Annotated in this window: 10 protein-coding genes; 7 read left to right on the plus strand and 3 right to left on the minus strand. The window is 75.7% G+C overall.

Annotated features, from left to right (window positions below; translation table 11 throughout):
- Positions 1 to 7: 7 nt before the first annotated feature.
- Positions 8 to 3649 (minus strand): S8 family serine peptidase, encoded by a 3642-nt coding sequence (locus BLW85_RS13980; RefSeq protein WP_074992212.1) that lies wholly within the window; start codon positions 3647 to 3649, stop codon positions 8 to 10.
- A gap of 239 nt (positions 3650 to 3888) precedes the next feature.
- On the opposite strand from BLW85_RS13980, the gene BLW85_RS13985 reads away from it, so the two are divergent.
- The 5 genes from BLW85_RS13985 (at position 3889) to BLW85_RS14005 (ending at position 12121) form a co-directional block, all read left to right on the plus strand.
- The gene (locus tag BLW85_RS13985; protein WP_074992217.1) at positions 3889 to 4281 is read left to right on the plus strand and encodes a CU044_2847 family protein; all 393 of its coding nucleotides are present in this window, start codon (positions 3889 to 3891) and stop codon (positions 4279 to 4281) included.
- Positions 4278 to 6077 carry a VMAP-C domain-containing protein gene (locus tag BLW85_RS13990; protein ID WP_074992218.1) on the plus strand — a complete coding sequence of 600 codons (1800 nt, stop codon included), beginning with the start codon at positions 4278 to 4280 and terminating at the stop codon, positions 6075 to 6077. Before BLW85_RS13985 ends, BLW85_RS13990 begins: the two co-directional genes overlap by 4 nt.
- Positions 6078 to 6109: 32 nt before the next feature.
- Positions 6110 to 7153 carry an AAA family ATPase gene (locus BLW85_RS13995; protein WP_070025226.1) on the plus strand — a complete coding sequence of 348 codons (1044 nt, stop codon included), beginning with the start codon at positions 6110 to 6112 and terminating at the stop codon, positions 7151 to 7153.
- A complete protein-coding gene (locus BLW85_RS14000; protein ID WP_074992219.1) occupies positions 7143 to 10949 on the plus strand; it encodes an SAV_2336 N-terminal domain-related protein in 3807 nt (1268 codons plus the stop codon). The genes BLW85_RS13995 and BLW85_RS14000 overlap by 11 nt, the downstream gene beginning before the upstream one ends.
- Before the next feature lie 134 nt (positions 10950 to 11083).
- Positions 11084 to 12121 (plus strand): rod shape-determining protein, encoded by a 1038-nt coding sequence (locus tag BLW85_RS14005; protein WP_070025224.1) that lies wholly within the window; start codon positions 11084 to 11086, stop codon positions 12119 to 12121.
- Between the two features lie 18 nt (positions 12122 to 12139).
- On the opposite strand, the gene BLW85_RS14010 is transcribed toward BLW85_RS14005, so the two are convergent.
- Positions 12140 to 13003 carry a MurR/RpiR family transcriptional regulator gene (locus BLW85_RS14010; protein ID WP_074992221.1) on the minus strand — a complete coding sequence of 288 codons (864 nt, stop codon included), beginning with the start codon at positions 13001 to 13003 and terminating at the stop codon, positions 12140 to 12142.
- Between the two features lie 58 nt (positions 13004 to 13061).
- On the opposite strand from BLW85_RS14010, the gene BLW85_RS14015 reads away from it, so the two are divergent.
- On the plus strand, positions 13062 to 13910 hold the full coding sequence (locus BLW85_RS14015; protein WP_107409118.1) for an EamA family transporter: 849 nt from the start codon (positions 13062 to 13064) through the stop codon (positions 13908 to 13910).
- Positions 13911 to 14010: 100 nt separating this feature from the next.
- On the plus strand, positions 14011 to 14538 hold the full coding sequence (locus BLW85_RS14020; protein ID WP_074992222.1) for a GNAT family N-acetyltransferase: 528 nt from the start codon (positions 14011 to 14013) through the stop codon (positions 14536 to 14538).
- Between the two features lie 89 nt (positions 14539 to 14627).
- Here BLW85_RS14020 and BLW85_RS14025 read toward each other — a convergent pair whose 3' ends face one another.
- Positions 14628 to 15593 (minus strand): anti-sigma factor RsbA family regulatory protein, encoded by a 966-nt coding sequence (locus BLW85_RS14025; RefSeq protein WP_074992223.1) that lies wholly within the window; start codon positions 15591 to 15593, stop codon positions 14628 to 14630.
- Positions 15594 to 15680 lie beyond the last annotated feature (87 nt).

Here is a 15680-nt window from a genome sequence, read left to right on the forward strand (position 1 = left end):
CCGGTCCCTACCGGACGCCGACCGCCCGGATGATCTCCTGCGTCACCGATCCGCCCCGGTCGTCGCGGGCCGTGGCCCGCAGCGACACGGAGGCGGCGCCGCGCGGCACGTCCAGCGTGCCGCGCCACTCGGTGCCGGACCCGGCCAGCGGCACCGCGTGCCAGCTCGTGCCCTCGTCGTACGACACCTCCAGCCGGCCCCCGCCGAGCGTCCCGGTGCCGGCCGCGCCCGCCACGTACCGCGCGCCCAGCGTGACCGGCAGCGGCCGCCCGGCCGGCACGGTGCCCGCGAGGTCCGTGTCGAGGCCGTAGGAGAGGTTGATCAGCGGCAGGGAGGTCCAGTGGTCGTCGGCCGTCCGCGCGGAGCGGAACGTCCACGCGGTGTGGCCCTCGGTGGCGAGCTGCCAGCGGGCCGGGTCGAGGGCGGTGTCGGTGACGACCTTGTAGGTGTGCTCGTCGGCCGGCGCGTCCGTCACGTACGCGGTCGAGTCCTCGCGGCGGTCGGCCAGGACGCCGTCCAGGTACACCGAGGTGGTCTGGCTCATGCCGCTGTCGCCCCACACGTCGCCGAAGCCGGTGTGGTCGGGGCCCGAGTCGCCCCAGCCGGGGGTGTTCAACTGGATCTGGTCACCGGCGCGTTGCTGGCCCCAGCCGAGTCCGCTGCCCAGCCAGGGGTGCCACACCGGCCGGAACCAGTCGAGCCGGGGCCGGCTGCCGCCGTCGTAGCGCACCAGCCCGCTGCGTTCCTCCAGGGTGCCCTCGCCCAGGGTGACGGACTCGTGCCACAGCTGGCCGGGGCCGGTGGAGACGTAGTCGGTGCGCCGGGCGGGCAGGTCCACGCTCTCCTGGAAGCCGATGCCGACGGGGAAGGCGTCGGTGATCGAGTAGCGGAACTCGCCGCCGCTCGCCGGCCGGGGGGCGTGGAAGGACACCTGGAGGGCGGCGAGGTCGCGGCCCGTGGGCGCGTAGGTGAGGTCGCGGTCCGGGATGGCGCCCCGGTGGCCGTCGGACAGGTCGTACACGTAGGGCGAGTTGCGGGTGCCGGTCATGTCGACGTGCCCCGCGGCGCGCAGCCGGGCCGCGTCCGCCTGGTTCACGGTGGCGATCACCAGGGGGCGGTCGGCGTTGTCGTCGGTGCCCCACCAGTCCATCAGCCGGCCCGGCGCGTCGTCCGTGACGAACAGCGCCTCGGCGCCCGCGTCCTGGGCGGACTGGGCGAGGGCGGCCGGATCGGCGCCGTCGGCGAGCCGCGCCAGCACCGCCCCGCCGCGCGCGGACGCGGGGACCGGGCCGTCGCCGACGTCCGTCAGCGGCAGCTCGCGCCGGCCGTCGGTCAGCGTGCCGCCCGCCTGTACGGTCGCCTCGCCGATGCCCTTGACCTCCAGCTGGGGCTTGGCCAGCCGCCACACGGTGCGGTACTCGAAGCTGCCCCGGGTGACCTTCGGGGTGGGGGCGGCGAAGACGCTGTCGTAGGTGAGGGGCACCTGGACCGCGCCGAACAGGTCGGCGCCGCCGGCGGCGCGGTCGTACTCCATGAGGATCTGGTGGGTCTCGGTGCGCCGGGGCACCGCGGCCTTCACCTCTCTCAGGGTGCTGCCGTCCAGGGTGACGTCGGTGTCGTGGGTGAGGTCCACCTCGGGGGCGGCGAGGAAGCCGATGCCGAGCGAGTCGGGGCCGTGGCTGCCGCGCACGTCGAGGAACGAGGTCAGGGCGTACGTGCCGGGCTTCAGGCGCAGCCGCAGGGTGCCGGAGTCGCCGACGTGGTCCGACTCGGGGTCCACGCCCTGCGCCAGCCGCTGCACGGTGAGGTCGGCCGCGGTGGGCGCGCCGGAACGGTCCTTGACGTGGACGGTGAGCGTGTACCGCTCGTCCTCCTTGACCAGCCCGAACACGGTGTGCGCGCGTACCGTGCCGGTGTCGTCGGCGGCCACGATCTGCCCGCTGGTGGTGCCGACCGGCGCCTTGCCGGCGTCACCGGTGACGGTGGTGGTGGCGGTGCCGTGGGCCGGGACGGTGAGTTCGGTGTCGGCCAGGGTGACGACGCCGTCCGGGGCGCCCTGTGCCGACAGCTTCAGCGTGAGGTCGTGGTCGGCGGAGTTGGTGTAGGCGAGGGTCCGGGTGGCCGGCTTGTCGGCGTCGTAGGGCCAGCTGTGGAAGCCGAGGTCGGCGCTGCCGGTGGCGGTCAGCGTGGCCCGGACGGCGTCCGGGACGCTCACCCGGCCGGCGCCCGCGGTGTAGGCGGAGACGTCCAGGCGCGTGGAGGTGGACATCAGCGCGTCCTTCAGCTGGGCGCCGGTCCAGTCGGGGTGCTCCTGGGCGAGCAGGGCGGCCACCCCGGCGACGTGCGGGGTCGCCATGGAGGTGCCGCTCATGCTCGTGTAGTAGCCGCTGCCGTCGGTGAGCCCGGAGCGGGCGGCGAGGATGTCGACGCCGGGGGCGGACAGGTCGGGCTTGAGGGCGTTGTCGCCGAGGCGGGGGCCCGCGCTGGTGAAGTAGGCGGGCTGGTCGGCGGAGTCCACCGCGCCGACGGTGAGGGCGTCGTCGGCGGCGCCGGGCGAGCCGATGGAGGAGGGAGCGCCGGTGTTGCCCGCGGCGACGACGAAGAGCGCGCCGGTCTCCCGGGAGAGGCTGTCGACCGCCTGGGCCATCGGGTCGGTGCCGTCGCTCGCCTCGGTGGAGCCGAGGCTCATGGAGACGATCCGGGCGTGCACGTCCCGCGCGGCCCACTCCATGCCCGCGATGATCTGGGACTCGCTGCCCGAGCCCTGGTCGCCGAGCACCTTGCCGACGGCGAGCGTCGCGTCCGGGGCCACGCCCTTCTCCTTGCCGTCGGAGGCGGCGCCGCTGCCGCCGACGGTGGAGGTGACGTGGGTGCCGTGGCCGAGGTGGTCGGCGATGTCCTCGCCGTCGACGAAGCTCTTGGTCAGGCTCACCCGGCCGGCGAGGTCGGGGTGGGTGAGGTCGGCGCCGGAGTCCAGCACGGCGACGGTGACGCCCTTGCCGGTCAGGCCCGCGTCCCAGGCGGTCCGGGTGCCGATCTGGGCGTTGCTCTCGGCCATGTCGGCCTCGACCCGCCCGTCCAGCCACACCTTGTCGACGCCGTCGCCGCGGGTGAAGGACCGCCAGAACGCGGACCCCCTGCCCGCCTCGACGGCGGCACCGCGCACGCTGGGCAGGTTCCGGGTGCGGGTGGTGCCGGCCGGGGCCGCGGCGGCGGTGCGGGTGTTGCCGCCGTAACTCACGATCAACGGGAGGGACTTGGCCTTGGCGTCGGTGAGTCCCTGGCGGATCAGCGCGCTCACGTCGAACAGCCGCCGGTCCAGCCTTCCGGAGCGCAGGTACGGCAGTGCCTCGTCCGGTACGACGGTGAGGTCGCCGCCGCTGCGCCGGCTGCGCACCGCTCCGGTGGCGCCCGGGGGGCGTCGCACGGTGACGGTCTGCCTGCCCTGCCCGAGGTCGGTGACGGTCACCTTGTCGCCGGTGACGAGGGTGACGGTCCGCTGGTCCTGGTGCGCCGTCGGCGCCGGGGCCGGTCCGGCGGCCGGGGCGGGTCCGGCCGCCGCGGCGCTCGCCCCGGGTGCCGGCAGTACGGCGAGCGCGAGCCCCGCCGACAGCAGGACGGCCCGGCGTCTTACTGGTCCTCTGGTCATCCACGCCCTCTTCCACGTCGAAACTGCCGCTGCGTGCCGTGCGTCGAGTGCTGGGTCGAGTGTGGTGCGGCCGGTGTGACGGCACAGTGGCGCGGAGGTGGCGGGTTGTCACCCTGGCGGGTTCCCGCCACGATCACCGGTCGGCCCGCCACGCGGCAAAGAAGTGGGACGGCCCAAGCACGGTCCGTAGCATGGGGTTTGCCCACAGGTCAGCGACGAGGGGGAACGGAATCGGCGTCATGGACGGCTTGGTGGAGTTCACGACACAGGACGGCGCCCGCGTCGTGGTGGAGGGGGTCGGTACTACCCGGCCCGGCACCCGGCTGGTCTCGCGCGGCGACGGGGTGCTGCGGGCGGCCGGCACCTTCGAGGACGCGCTGGACGGGGTGCGGGCGGCGGCGGAGGCCGCGCTGCGGGTCTTCCGCGACGGCGCCCTGCGGCCCGACTCGGTGGAGATCGAGTTCGGCGTGAAGATGTCCGCGGAGGCCGGTGCGATCATCGCCAAGGGCTCCGCCGAGGGGCAGTTGACCGTCAAGCTCAGCTGGTCGCCCGGGGCGGCGGCGCCGGCCGGCCCCGTGCCCGCCGTGCCGGGTCAGGCCGTGTCCGACACGGAGGCCGCCGACCGCCCATGAACAGTGCCGCCTGGCATGCCCGCATCCACTGTGGCCAGGAGGTGGGAGCGGGCTTCCTGGTCACCCCGCGCCGGGTGCTCACCTGCGCCCATGTCGTGCACTGGAGCGACCAGGACCCGGTGACGGTGGTCTTCCCGCACGCGCGCGAGCTGGGCGAGCTGTCCGCGTCGGTCGTCGCGCACGGCGGCTGGGCGGGCGGCCCCACCGACCCGGGCGATCTGGCCGTGCTCGAACTGGAGCGGGAGGTGCCGCTGGTCCCGGCCCGCTTCGCGCCGCCCGAGCGCGCGTACACCGAGCCGTACCCGAAGCTCGTCGCCTATGGCTTCCCGGCCGGTTACGACGAGGGGACGCTCGCCGAATACCGGGCCGTCTCGGGGCAGTTGATCGCGGGCGAGTGGCTGGAGCTGGTGTCCTGGCAGGGGCACGGGCAGCCGATCGAGGCCGGGTTCAGCGGGGCGGCGGCGACGCTGCCCGACGGCCGGGTGGTCGGCATGGTCACCGCGGCCTCGGACGCGCCGAACGTGCTCAAGGGCCGGATGCTGCCGCTGGACGTGCTGGCCCGGTACTGGCCGGAGCTGGGTTCACTGGTGCCCACCCCGGGCCATGACACCGATGTGCTGCGGGAGTTGTACGCGCTGCTGCGGCGGGCCGCGGGGGCCGGCCGGGAGTGCGATCCCAACCGGATGTACGTGGACGCGGTGGGCGCCTTCGGGCCGCCGCTGCCCGAGGGCGGCTTCCCCACGCTCGGCGCGGCCGCCGCGTACGTGCAGTGGGAGGTGCCCGACCCGGCGGCGGTCGACCGGTTCGCCGGGCGGCTGCGGGAGCTGGTGGACCCGGGCCCGCCGGCCCCGCGCGCGGCGCCGCACGCGAGCGCGGCCGCCACGGCCTGGGCGCCGGTCGTGGTGGAGATCGACCACAGCGGCGCCGGGCCCGACCAGGTGACCGTGGAGGTGTCGGCGTACCGCGACGGACAGCGCCGCCCGGTGGGCACCCGCCGGCTGCCGCGCACCGGGGTGCGGGCGTACGTGCAGCGCCGCATCGACGAGGCCGTCGCCCATCTCGACCCGGACGCCGAGGAACTGGTGACGTTCGTGCTGCCGCGCGAGTGGCTCAACGAGGCGGTGGCGCACTGGGAGTGCGGCGCGGACGACAGCACCCCCCTGGGCTGCGCCTACCCCCTCGTGGTCACCGACCGCGCCCGGCACCGCAGCGGGCGGCTGCGGCGCAGGCTGCACAAGAAGTGGCAGCAGCTGGACGCCGGGCTCCCGGTCGAGGTGCACCGTGTCGAGTGCGGCAGCCAGGAGCGGCCGCCGAGCCTGCGCAAGCGGCTGTGGGACGGCGACGCCGGACTCGCCGGGTTCGCGGTCCCGCCCGCGGCGGCCCGGGAGCACTTCGAGGTGGGCCTCAACGTGCCGGTCCCGGTGCTGGTGTGGTCCCGCACGGGGTGCCCGGCGGCGGTCCACGGCGAAGAGCCGGGCACGGGGTGCGGGCACGAGGATCCGCGGCTGGCCTGGAGCGAGCACGGGCAGCGGCGGGCCGGGGCCGGCCGGCCGCACACCACCGTCCTCGCCGAGGCCCCCTCCCCCTGCCCCGGCACCGTCTTCCTCGACCAGCTGACCGCCGCCGTCGCCGGCGTACCGCCCGCCGAACTCCCCCGCCACATCCTGTCGTTACGGATGACCGCGGACGCCGCCGACGAACCGGACCGGCACTGGGCGAGGGACCTGCAACTGCTCTGGGACGACCCGCGCTGCTTCCCCGAGCCCGCCGCGAGCCTGCACTCACCCGTCGACTGACCGCCCGCACCCCCCACGGAGAAGAAGAAGCCATGCCCCTGTGGCCCGTCTACACCGGTACGAACGAGCCGCACGACGGCATCGAGAAGCTGCCCCCGCCGCCGCCCTGGCGCGCCTTCGACGGCGGCCCGCCGCTCGCCGCGCCCGACGCGACCGCCGACCTGTCCGCCGTCTCCCCCGACCGGCTGCACCGCGCCATGACGTACCGGGCCACCGAGGAGACGGTGCAGCTGGTCAACGCGGCCCTGTACCTGCGCCGCCCGCTGCTGGTCACCGGGCCGCCCGGCACCGGCAAGTCGTCGCTGGTGTACGCCGTGGCCCGGGAGCTGCGGCTCGGCCCGGTGCTGCGCTGGAACATCACCAGCCGCAGCACCCTGCACGACGGCCTCTACCAGTACGACCCCCTCTCCCGCCTGTACGCGGCCCGGCAGCAGGCCGCCCGCCAGGACCGGCCCGAGGCCGCCGGGCCCGCGGCCGACGACACCGGCATCGAGCACCATCTGCGCCTCGGCCCGCTCGGCACCGCCCTGCTGCCGTACGCCCGCCCCCGCGCGCTGCTCATCGACGAGATCGACAAGAGCGACCTCGATCTGCCCAACGACCTGCTGAACGTCCTGGAGGAGGGCCAGTACGAGATCCCGGAGCTGGTGCGCGCCGCCGAGCTGTCCCCGGACGGCATCGCCCGGGTGCCCGCCGACGGCACGGACGAGCGGGTCCCGGTGGCGCGCGGCCGGGTCCGCTGCCGGGCCTTCCCGTTCGTCGTGCTGACCAGCAACGGCGAGCGCGAGTTCCCGCCCGCCTTCCTGCGCCGCTGCGTCACGCTGCGGCTGCGCCAGCCCGACGACCGGCACCTCGCCGACATCGTCCGCGCCCACCTGGGCGAGCCCGACGCGTACGCGCGGAGCCTGATCACCCGCTTCCTGGAGCGCACCAGCGCGGGCGACCTGGCCACCGACCAGCTCCTCAACGCGATCTATCTGGCCGGCACCGGCGAGCTGACCGCCGAGTCCCTGGACCGGCTGGCCGAGCAGCTGATGCCGCACCTGGGGCAGAGCACACAGTCCGATGTCTTCTGACGGCCCCGGCTCCCGGGACACCCCGGACGCGCTGGCCCGCCTCGCCGCCGTACTGGCCGAGGCGGCCCACGGCGTCCCCCCGACCCCGCGCGAGCTGGCCGAACTGCTGTGGCTGGCCCGGCGCATGGGGCCCGGACCCGGCGCGGACGACACCCGCGAGGCCCCCGCCCCCGCGCGCGAGGACCCGGACCGCGCCCCGGCCCCCGCGGCCGTGGACGCGCCCGCCCGGAAACGGCCGCCGCGCGAGCAGGCTCCGCCGGATTCCGCCCCCGGGCCGCCCGCCCGGGTCCCCGTGCGGCTCCCCGCGCACCGGCCCTCCCCCGCCCCGGCGGACGGGCCGCCGGGCGCCTCGCTGCTGGCCCCGGCGCCCCCGATGCTGCGCCATCCGCTCGCCCTCCAGCGGGCGCTGCGCGTTCTGCGGCGCCGGGTCGACGCGCCCGTGGGCCGGGAGCTGGACGAGCGGGCGACCGCCGACCGCATCGCCCGCCTCGGCGCCGACCCCGACCACTGGCTGCCCGTGCTGCGCCCCGCCCGGGAGCGCTGGCTGAGCCTGAACCTGGTGTACGACGCCGGTCCCACGATGCCGGTCTGGCGCCCCCTGATCCGTGAACTGCACACCGCCCTGGCGCAGTCGGGCGCGTTCCGCACGGTCACCCTGTGCCGCGCCGACGCGGACGGCACCCTGCGCGGCGCCGAGGGGCGGATCCCGGCCGACGGCCGCACCGTCACCCTGCTGATCAGCGACTGCATGGGCCCGCAGTGGCGGCAGGGCCCGGCCGGCACCCGCTGGTACGCCACCCTGCACCGCTGGGCGCGCCGGATGCCGCTGGCCGTCGTCCAGCCGTTGCCCGAGCACCTGTGGCGGGAGTCGGCGCTGCCCGCGGCCCCCGGCCTGCTGTCGGCCCCGCACCCGGTGGCGCCCACGGCCGCGCTCGCCTTCACCCCGTACGAGGAACCGGAGTTCGGCCGTCCGGAGGGTGCCGTGCCGCTCCCGGTGCTGGAGCCGGAGCCGAGCTGGCTGGCGCACTGGGCCGGTGTGCTCACGACACCGGGCGGCACCCGGTTCCCGGCCGCGGCGGCCTGGCTGGGCGGACCGCTGCCGGCGAGCGCGCAGGACCGCACGGACATCGGCCGGCTGTCCGCCGAGGAACTGGTGCTGCGGTTCCGGGCGACGGCCTCCCCGGAGGCGTTCCGGCTGGCCGGGCACCTCGCCGTGGGCCGCCCCGACCTGCCGGTGATGCGGCTGGTGCAGGCCGCCGTGGAGAAGGACCCGCGCCCTGGGCATCTGGCCGAGGTCGTGCTCAGCGGCCTGCTGACCGCGCTGCCGGGCGCCCCGCCCGGCTCCTACGCCTTCCGGGAGGGCGTACGCGAACTGCTGCTGCTCGGGCTGCCGCACAGCGAACGCGGCCGCACGGTCGAACTCCTCGACCGGATGGGCGAGTTCATCGACGAACTGGCCGGGGTGGCGCGCGGCGACTTCTGGGTGCGCATCCCGTCCGAGCGGGGCATGCCGACGCCCGTGGAGCGCGAGGTCGTCGCCACGCTCAGCGCGGAGAGCGTGCGGCGGCTGGCGCCGGGGGCCGGGGCGGGGTTGTTCGCGGGGCGGTACCGGCTGACCCGGAAGTCCCGGGCGGGCGAACGGGGTTGGGTCGCCGAGGACACCCGGGAGGGGAACGCCCCGGTCGTGGTGTGCCGGTACGCCCCGGACGAGACCGTGGTGCCCTTCACCGAGCTGTGCCGGGGCCTCGGCGCGGTGGACCACCCGGGGATCGCGCGCGTCCTCGATCACGGCTTCGCCGACGGAACCCCCTACCTGGTGCGGGAGTTCGTGGCGGGGCCGACGCTGGACGAGTGCCTGGCCGACGACGCGAACCGGCCGTCCCGTGACGAGTTGCGCGCCCTGCTGCGGGAGATCGGCGACACGGCCCTCGCCGTGCGCTTCGGGGAGGAGCCGCGCGGCGAAGTGACCAGCCGTTCCATCGTCCTCTCTCCGAACGGTCCCGTGCTGACCTGCCTGGACTCCGCGCCGATCGTCCAGGAGAGCGCCTCCGAGGTACTGGAGACGCTCGCGGCGATCATGCTCGACCAGTATCCCGGCACACCCTTCGAGCCGACGCGGCCCCTGGAGCCGGCCGGGGCCGTCCGCCCCGGCCCGGACACCGGCATCCTCTTCACCACCGACGACCTCGCCGGGCGGCCCGAGGTCCGCATCACCCTCGAAGCCGCCGTGCACGAGATCCTGTCCCGTTCCCTGCCCTACGACCGGTTCCGGGTGGACGTCCGCCCGGACGGCTACCGGGTGCGCACCGCGTCCGACGCCTATCTGCTGCCCGTGCTGGTCGCGGTGTTGCGCGAACTCCCGCACGCGCTGGCCGGACTGACGCGGCCGGCCCGGCTGCGGGTGGCGTTCGGGCCGGTGTCCGTGTCCCCGGCGGCGGCTGCCACGGGCGTCGACGTCGTCGTACCGCCCGCGCTCTACGACGAGTTCGCCGCCAGCTCCGCCGCCCGGGACGCCCGGCCCTTCGAACCGCTCTACCGCGACGACGACCCCGAGGCGCCCCCGGCGGCCTGGTACTGCCGCCTCGGTCCCGAGCCCCGGGAGGGGGGCGAACGCGAGCTGGTGCGCGGCCCGTTCATCACCCGGGACCTGCGCGAGCTGGGCGTCCCCACCCCGGGCCGCACCGCCATCGTGCACACCCGCGCCGACGGCCCCCTCACCGTGTTCGACCCGATCCAGCCGTACGGCTCCCTGCCGCCGCGCGCGGAGACGTACTACACGGTGGACCTCACCGTGCAGCAGGCCCGGCACACCCTGTCGCTGCCCAGCGCGGGGAAGGCCGCGTTCACCGCGGTCGCCGAGCTGGCCTGGCAGGTGACCGATCCGGTGGCCTTCGTCCGGGCCGGTGTCGCCGGTGTCTCCGCGCTGCTGCTGGAGCATCTGCGCGCCACGGCGGCCGCGATCACCCGCCGGCATCCGGCGCGCCGGGCGGGCTCGGCGCAGCGGGCGGTCGACGAGGCGGTGCGGGACTGGCCGGTGCCGGGGCTCGCCGTGTCGTGCCGCGTGCGGCTGGGCCCGGAGGGCGCCCAGGGGTCCGCGCCCGCCGCCGCCCCGCCCCCGGCGGCCCTCCTCACCCGGGCCGAGTGCGTGCTGGTCGGCTTCGACGGGCCGCTCGCCCGGCTGTTCACGGTGCAGGGCGCGCGGGCGGCCGTACTGGACCTGCTGAACGTCGTGGCCGATCACCGCGCTCCCGGGGACGCGCTGGCGGGGCGGCCGCTGCCGACGGTCACGGGGGCGTTCCCGCATCCGCTGGACCTGCTGCGCGCGTTCGCCCGGGAGCCGGTCGGGCCGCTGCTGCGGGACCGGCTGGACGAGCTGGAGCTGGCCGCCGTGCCCGACGCGCCCATGACGCACCTCTCGCTCGCGCTGGTGCGGGCGCTGCACCGGTCCGGGCGGCGGGTGAGTGTGGTGTCGGACGTGAGTTCGCGGGCGGTGCACCGGGGCCTCGCGCCCCACAAGCTGCCGCTGGCCGGTGTGCACGCGCGCCGCAAGGACCTCGGGCTGCTGACCCCGGACCCGGACTCGCTGCGCCGGGCCCTGGAGCACCTCGACGTCCCCGCGCACACGGCGGTCCTGCTCGGTTCCTCGGTCGCCGAGCTGACCGCGGCCCAGCGGCTCGGGCTGCCCTTCGTCGGGTTCGCCCCCACGGCCCCCGGGCAGCGGCGGCTGCGCGAGGGCGGCGGTGCGGCCGTGGTGTCCTCGCTCGAACCGCTGCTGGAGGCGATCCGCACCGGCTGACCCGGCGACACTCCGGCGGGCCGGGCGATGCCCCCCGTTCGGCGGCGCCCCGCCCGGCCCCCCTCAGAAGGCGCCCGCGCACCGGCCCCGCACAGGATGCAGGGAGAAGGAAAGCCCCGCCGGGAGGAACCGCCGTGACCGTCAGCCTGGAGCAGTTGCGCCGCTGCCACTTCGCCGTCGACCTGGGCGCGGCCCGCACCCGGGTGTATGTGAAGGGCGCCGGACTCGTCGTGGACCAGCCCTCGGTCGCGGCCGTGAACATCCGTTCCGGCTCGCTGATCGCGGTGGGCGATTTCGCGGAGCAGATGACCGGGCGGACGCCGCACTACATCAGGGTCGTACGGCCGATCTCCGGCGGCACGGTGGTCGACATCGAGATGGCCCAGCGCATGCTGCGGCATCTGATCGGCGACAAGATGCGCCGCGCGCTGCGCCGCAAGGCCCGGCTGCGGGCCGCCGCCTGCACCCCGCACGACGCGGATCCGCTGGCCCAGCGGGCGACGGTGGAGACGCTGGTCGGGCTCGGTGCGCGCCGGGTGGAGCTGGTGGACACGCTGATCGCGGCGGCCGTGGGCTGCGGGCTGCCGGTGGAGCGGCCCGAGGCCACCATGATCATGGTGTGCGGGGCGGCGGCCACCCAGGTCGCGGTGCTGTCGCTGGGCTCGATCGTCACCGCCGAGCGGATTCCGGTGGGCGGGGAGGCGGTGGACCAGGCGATCGTGCAGCACCTGCGGCACGCGCACCAGCTGGTGCTGCCCAGCCAGTCGGTACGGCCGCTCCAGCTGGCCCTGTCCGAGAACGGGCTCACCCCGCAGGGCCCGGCCCAGACCGAGATCAACGGGCGGGACGTGGCCACGGGACTCGCCCGGAACGTGCGGGTCGACACCGCGGCCGTGCGCAACGCGATCCAGACCCCGCTGACGGCCGTCCTGGACGGCATCGGCAAGGTGCTGCGCGAGTGCCCGCCGGACCTGGTGGCCGATCTCGCCGACCGCGGGATCATCATGGTCGGCGGTTCGGCGCTGCTGCCCGGCTTCGACCAGATGGTGCGCGAGGCCACCCGGATGCCGGTGTTCATCGCCGAGCGCCCGGACCTGTGTGCCGCCCGGGGGCTGGGCGAGATGCTGGAGGGCCGGATCGAGCCGCTGGTCCTGGACCCGCTGGCCGCCTGAACCGCCGCCCCCGGCACGTCAGTAGGCGTGGTCGGCCGTGATGTCGGCGGACAGGTCGAGGTGGTGGCGGGCGGTTTCGGGGCGCAGCCCCATCAGGAGGTGGGTGAGGGCGTCCACCGCGGCGAGATGGGCGATCCGGCTGGCGGAGGTCTCCAGGCCGAAGACGAGGTCCTGCCCGCCGGCCACCAGGACATGGCCGCTGGTCTCGCTCAGCGGTGAGCGGGCGTAGCTGGTGACGGTGACGACGGTGGCGCCTGCCTGCCGGGCGCGGCGGGCGGCGTCGACCATGGTACGGGTGGCCCCGGTGTGGCTGATGGCGAACAGCACCCCGTCCGGCGGCAGTTGCGCGGCGGCGAGCTGGGCGGTCAGCGGGTCGGGCGGCGCGTCGACGACGCAGCCGAGGGCGCGCAGCCGGTAGGCGGCGTCCAGGGCGACCGCGCCGGACAGCCCGGCGGCCACGACGACCACGCGGGACGCGGTGTGCAGGGCCTCGGCCGCGGCGGCGAGGGCGGCGGTGTCGAGGGTGGCGGCGACGCCGTCCAGGGCGTCGCGGGAGGCGTGCAGGGTGGCGGCGAGGGCGTGCGCGGCGGGCTCGTCGACCGGTGGCGGTGGCGGTGGCGCGGTGTGCCGGGCGGCCTCGATCTTCAGTTCCTGGAAGCCCCGGAAGCCGAGCCGCTGGCAGGTGCGCACGACCGTGGAGGACGCGGTGCCGGCCAGCGCGGCGACGTCGCTGACGCTGAGGTGGACCAGGGCCGCGCCCTGGTCGAGCACCACCCGCGCCACACGGGCCTCGGTCTCGCGCAGCTCCGGCAGCCGGGCCCGCACCCGTGCGGGGAGGGAGCCCGTACCGGCGGTTCCCCCGGTGGCGGAATTCTGTTCCATGGCTTTAGTCTAGCGTGGAATTCAATTCCACACCCTCCCCGCCAGGAGTCGCCTCGCCATGCCGGCCACCCTGTCCGCCGGAGTGCTCGCCGCCGTCCTCACGGCCGCGGTGCTGCACGCCGTCTGGAACTCGATAGCCCACCGGATACCCGACAAGCTGATCGGCTTCACCCTGATCAGCCTCGCGTGCACCGGCTGCGCGACCGTCCTGGTCTGCTGCACACCACTGCCCCCGGCGGGGGCCTGGCCGTTCCTGGCCGCCTCTGCCGCACTCCAGGTCGCCTCGCAGCTGTTCCTGCTGCGCGCCTACGAACTGGGCGACTTCGGACAGATGTACCCGCTGGCACGCGGGGTCGCCCCGCTCCTGGTGGCCATCGCCTCGGTCACCCTCCTCGGCGGGACGCTGAGCCCCGTCCAGGCGACGGGCGTGCTGCTGGTCTCCGGGGGCCTGGCCGCCCTCGCGCTGGCCTCGGGCCGGATCGGCCGCGCCCAGCTGCCGGCCCTCGGCGCGGCACTCGGCTCGGGCACGATCATCGCCTCGTACACCCTGGTCGACAGCGTGGGCGTACGGCACTCCTCCGACGTGCTCGCCTACACCGCCTGGCTGTTCCTGCTCCAGGGCCCGGTCATACCGCTGATCGCGCTGGCCCGGCGCCGCGGGCGGCTGCTCGCCCAGCTCCGCCCCGTCGCCGGCACCGGGCTGGCCGGCGGGGTGCTGTCCATGACGGCGTACGGCCTGGTCGTCTGGGCACAGGCCCACGGCCAGGTCGCCGCGGTCGCCGCCCTGCGCGAGACCGGCATCCTCGTCGCCGCGGTCATCGCCACCCTCGTGTTCCGCGAACCCTTCGGCCGACTGCGGCTGGTGGCGGGAGCGGTGGTGCTGACCGGGATCGGTCTGATGCACTGACTGATCCTTTCAGAACGAAGCGGTCGGCCAGAAGGGTCGGCTCCTGCGGCTCGCATAGGCTGGCCGGTCCCATCCGACGCACCGCGACGAGGAGCAGCCGATGCGCAACAGCACCAGGATCCGCCTGATAGAGCCCACCGATGCTGCCCCGATCGCCGCGCACCGGGTGCGGGACTTCGAGGCTTTCCGGCCGTGGGAACCGGACCAGCCAGCCGAGTTCTTCACCCCGGAGGGCCAGGCGGAGCGGATCGACAGGCTGCTGGCCGGATACCGGGCCGGCACGGTCTGGCCGGGCGTGGTACTCGCCGGCAACCAGGTGATCGGGCAGGTCACCGTCGGCGGCATCCTGCCGCAGCCGCACCTGCGCCGCGGCTCAGTCGGATACTGGATCGCCGGCGTCGCCCAGAATCAAGGGCACGCCGGGCGCGCCGTCGGGCTCGTACTCCGGGTGATGACGGACGAACTCGGGCTGCATCGCGCCGAGGCGTCCACCAATCTCGAGAACCTGCCGTCGCAACGGGTGCTGCGCCGCAACGGGTTCAGCCCGTACGGCGTCGCGCACTCCTCGATCTTTCTCGACGGGAACTGGCGGGACGCGCTGCTGTGGGAGCGCGTCCTGGGCGACTGACTGATCGTTTCACCCGAGACCCCCTGCCGACCAAGACCGTCGAGCCCAGGACCCACAGCCCAGCTCATTCCGAAACGATCGGTAAGACGCTAACCGCCGAGGTAGCAGCGGACGGTCGTGCCGTCCGGGCCGGTGTGCACGCGCACCAGGTCCGACACCAGGTTGACCAGCAGCAGCCCGCGGCCGCCGCGCTGGTCGCGGCCGGCGGGGCGGCGGCCGGCCAGCGGGTCGGTGAGCCGGCCCCGGTCGCGGACCTCGCACAGCACCAGGCCGTCCTCGGCCCACACGGTCAGCGTGCCCGAACCGCCGCCGTGCAGCACGCTGTTGGTGGTCAGCTCGGCGGTGACCAGCGCCAGGTTCTCCAGCGCCTCACCGGTCAGCCCCAGCCCGCCGCCGTGGCCCGTGGCCAGGTGCCGGGCGGCGGGCAGCCGGTCCTCGTCGAAGGCGACGCGGAGCACCCCGGGGCCGGGAGGCGGGGCGGGCGGCAGCGGCACGTTGCAGCGGGCCACGACGCCCTCCGGGTCGTAGACCGCGCTGGGCCGCTCCTCGCCGCCCTCGACGACGACCGGATGGGTGGCCCAGGCGTCGGCCAGGGCCCGCGCGTCCAGTCCGGCGGTGTCGTACGGGCACAGGATGGTGACCTCGCGCCCCTGGAACGCCGCGTTGATCAGCGCCTCGTGCTGGACGCAGGCCGGGTACTCGGCCGGGCCGCGCCCCGCCCAGACGGGCTCGCCGATGATCCGGGCGCGCCGCCCGGGCGGCTGGGCGTCCGCGAAGGCGCGCAGCACCCCGGGGATGATCCGGCCGGGGTTGCGGCCCACCTCCCGCATGTCCAGGAACCGCACCCCCTCGCCGTCCGCCCCCAGCGCGTCCCGGATCAGCCGCAGCCGCTCCCCCGGCACGGCGACGGCGACCGGCTCGCCCGCGGCCAGCCCGGCGCGCACGAAGGGGACCGTACCGGCCAGGTAGGCGTGCGGGTCGCCGTAGAACAGCGCGGGATGGACGAACGGCTCGGCCGCTGCGTGCACGGGGACACCTCGCTTCCCGGGGGGCATGGACCACGGCCGCGCCTGCCCTTCCCGGCCAGGTCCATGCGGGCCGGCGCAGCCCCAGGGGAACAGGGTGGCACGGATCGCGCCCGG

The organism is Streptomyces misionensis (genome assembly GCF_900104815.1).
Taxonomy (GTDB): Bacteria; Actinomycetota; Actinomycetes; order Streptomycetales; family Streptomycetaceae; genus Streptomyces; species Streptomyces misionensis.

What these genes read in the sequence shown, in the direction of transcription:
- BLW85_RS14000 (WP_074992219.1), top strand. Translation starts at nt 7,143, where the DNA reads ATGTCTTCTGACGGCCCCGGCTCCCGGGACACCCCGGACGCGCTGGCC.
- BLW85_RS14010 (WP_074992221.1), bottom strand. Translation starts at nt 13,003, where the DNA reads ATGGAACAGAATTCCGCCACCGGGGGAACCGCCGGTACGGGCTCCCTC.
- BLW85_RS14020 (WP_074992222.1), top strand. Translation starts at nt 14,011, where the DNA reads ATGCGCAACAGCACCAGGATCCGCCTGATAGAGCCCACCGATGCTGCC.
- BLW85_RS13985 (WP_074992217.1), top strand. Translation starts at nt 3,889, where the DNA reads ATGGACGGCTTGGTGGAGTTCACGACACAGGACGGCGCCCGCGTCGTG.
- BLW85_RS14025 (WP_074992223.1), bottom strand. Translation starts at nt 15,593, where the DNA reads ATGCCCCCCGGGAAGCGAGGTGTCCCCGTGCACGCAGCGGCCGAGCCG.
- BLW85_RS13995 (WP_070025226.1), top strand. Translation starts at nt 6,110, where the DNA reads ATGCCCCTGTGGCCCGTCTACACCGGTACGAACGAGCCGCACGACGGC.
- BLW85_RS14015 (WP_107409118.1), top strand. Translation starts at nt 13,062, where the DNA reads ATGCCGGCCACCCTGTCCGCCGGAGTGCTCGCCGCCGTCCTCACGGCC.
- BLW85_RS13990 (WP_074992218.1), top strand. Translation starts at nt 4,278, where the DNA reads ATGAACAGTGCCGCCTGGCATGCCCGCATCCACTGTGGCCAGGAGGTG.
- BLW85_RS13980 (WP_074992212.1), bottom strand. Translation starts at nt 3,649, where the DNA reads ATGACCAGAGGACCAGTAAGACGCCGGGCCGTCCTGCTGTCGGCGGGG.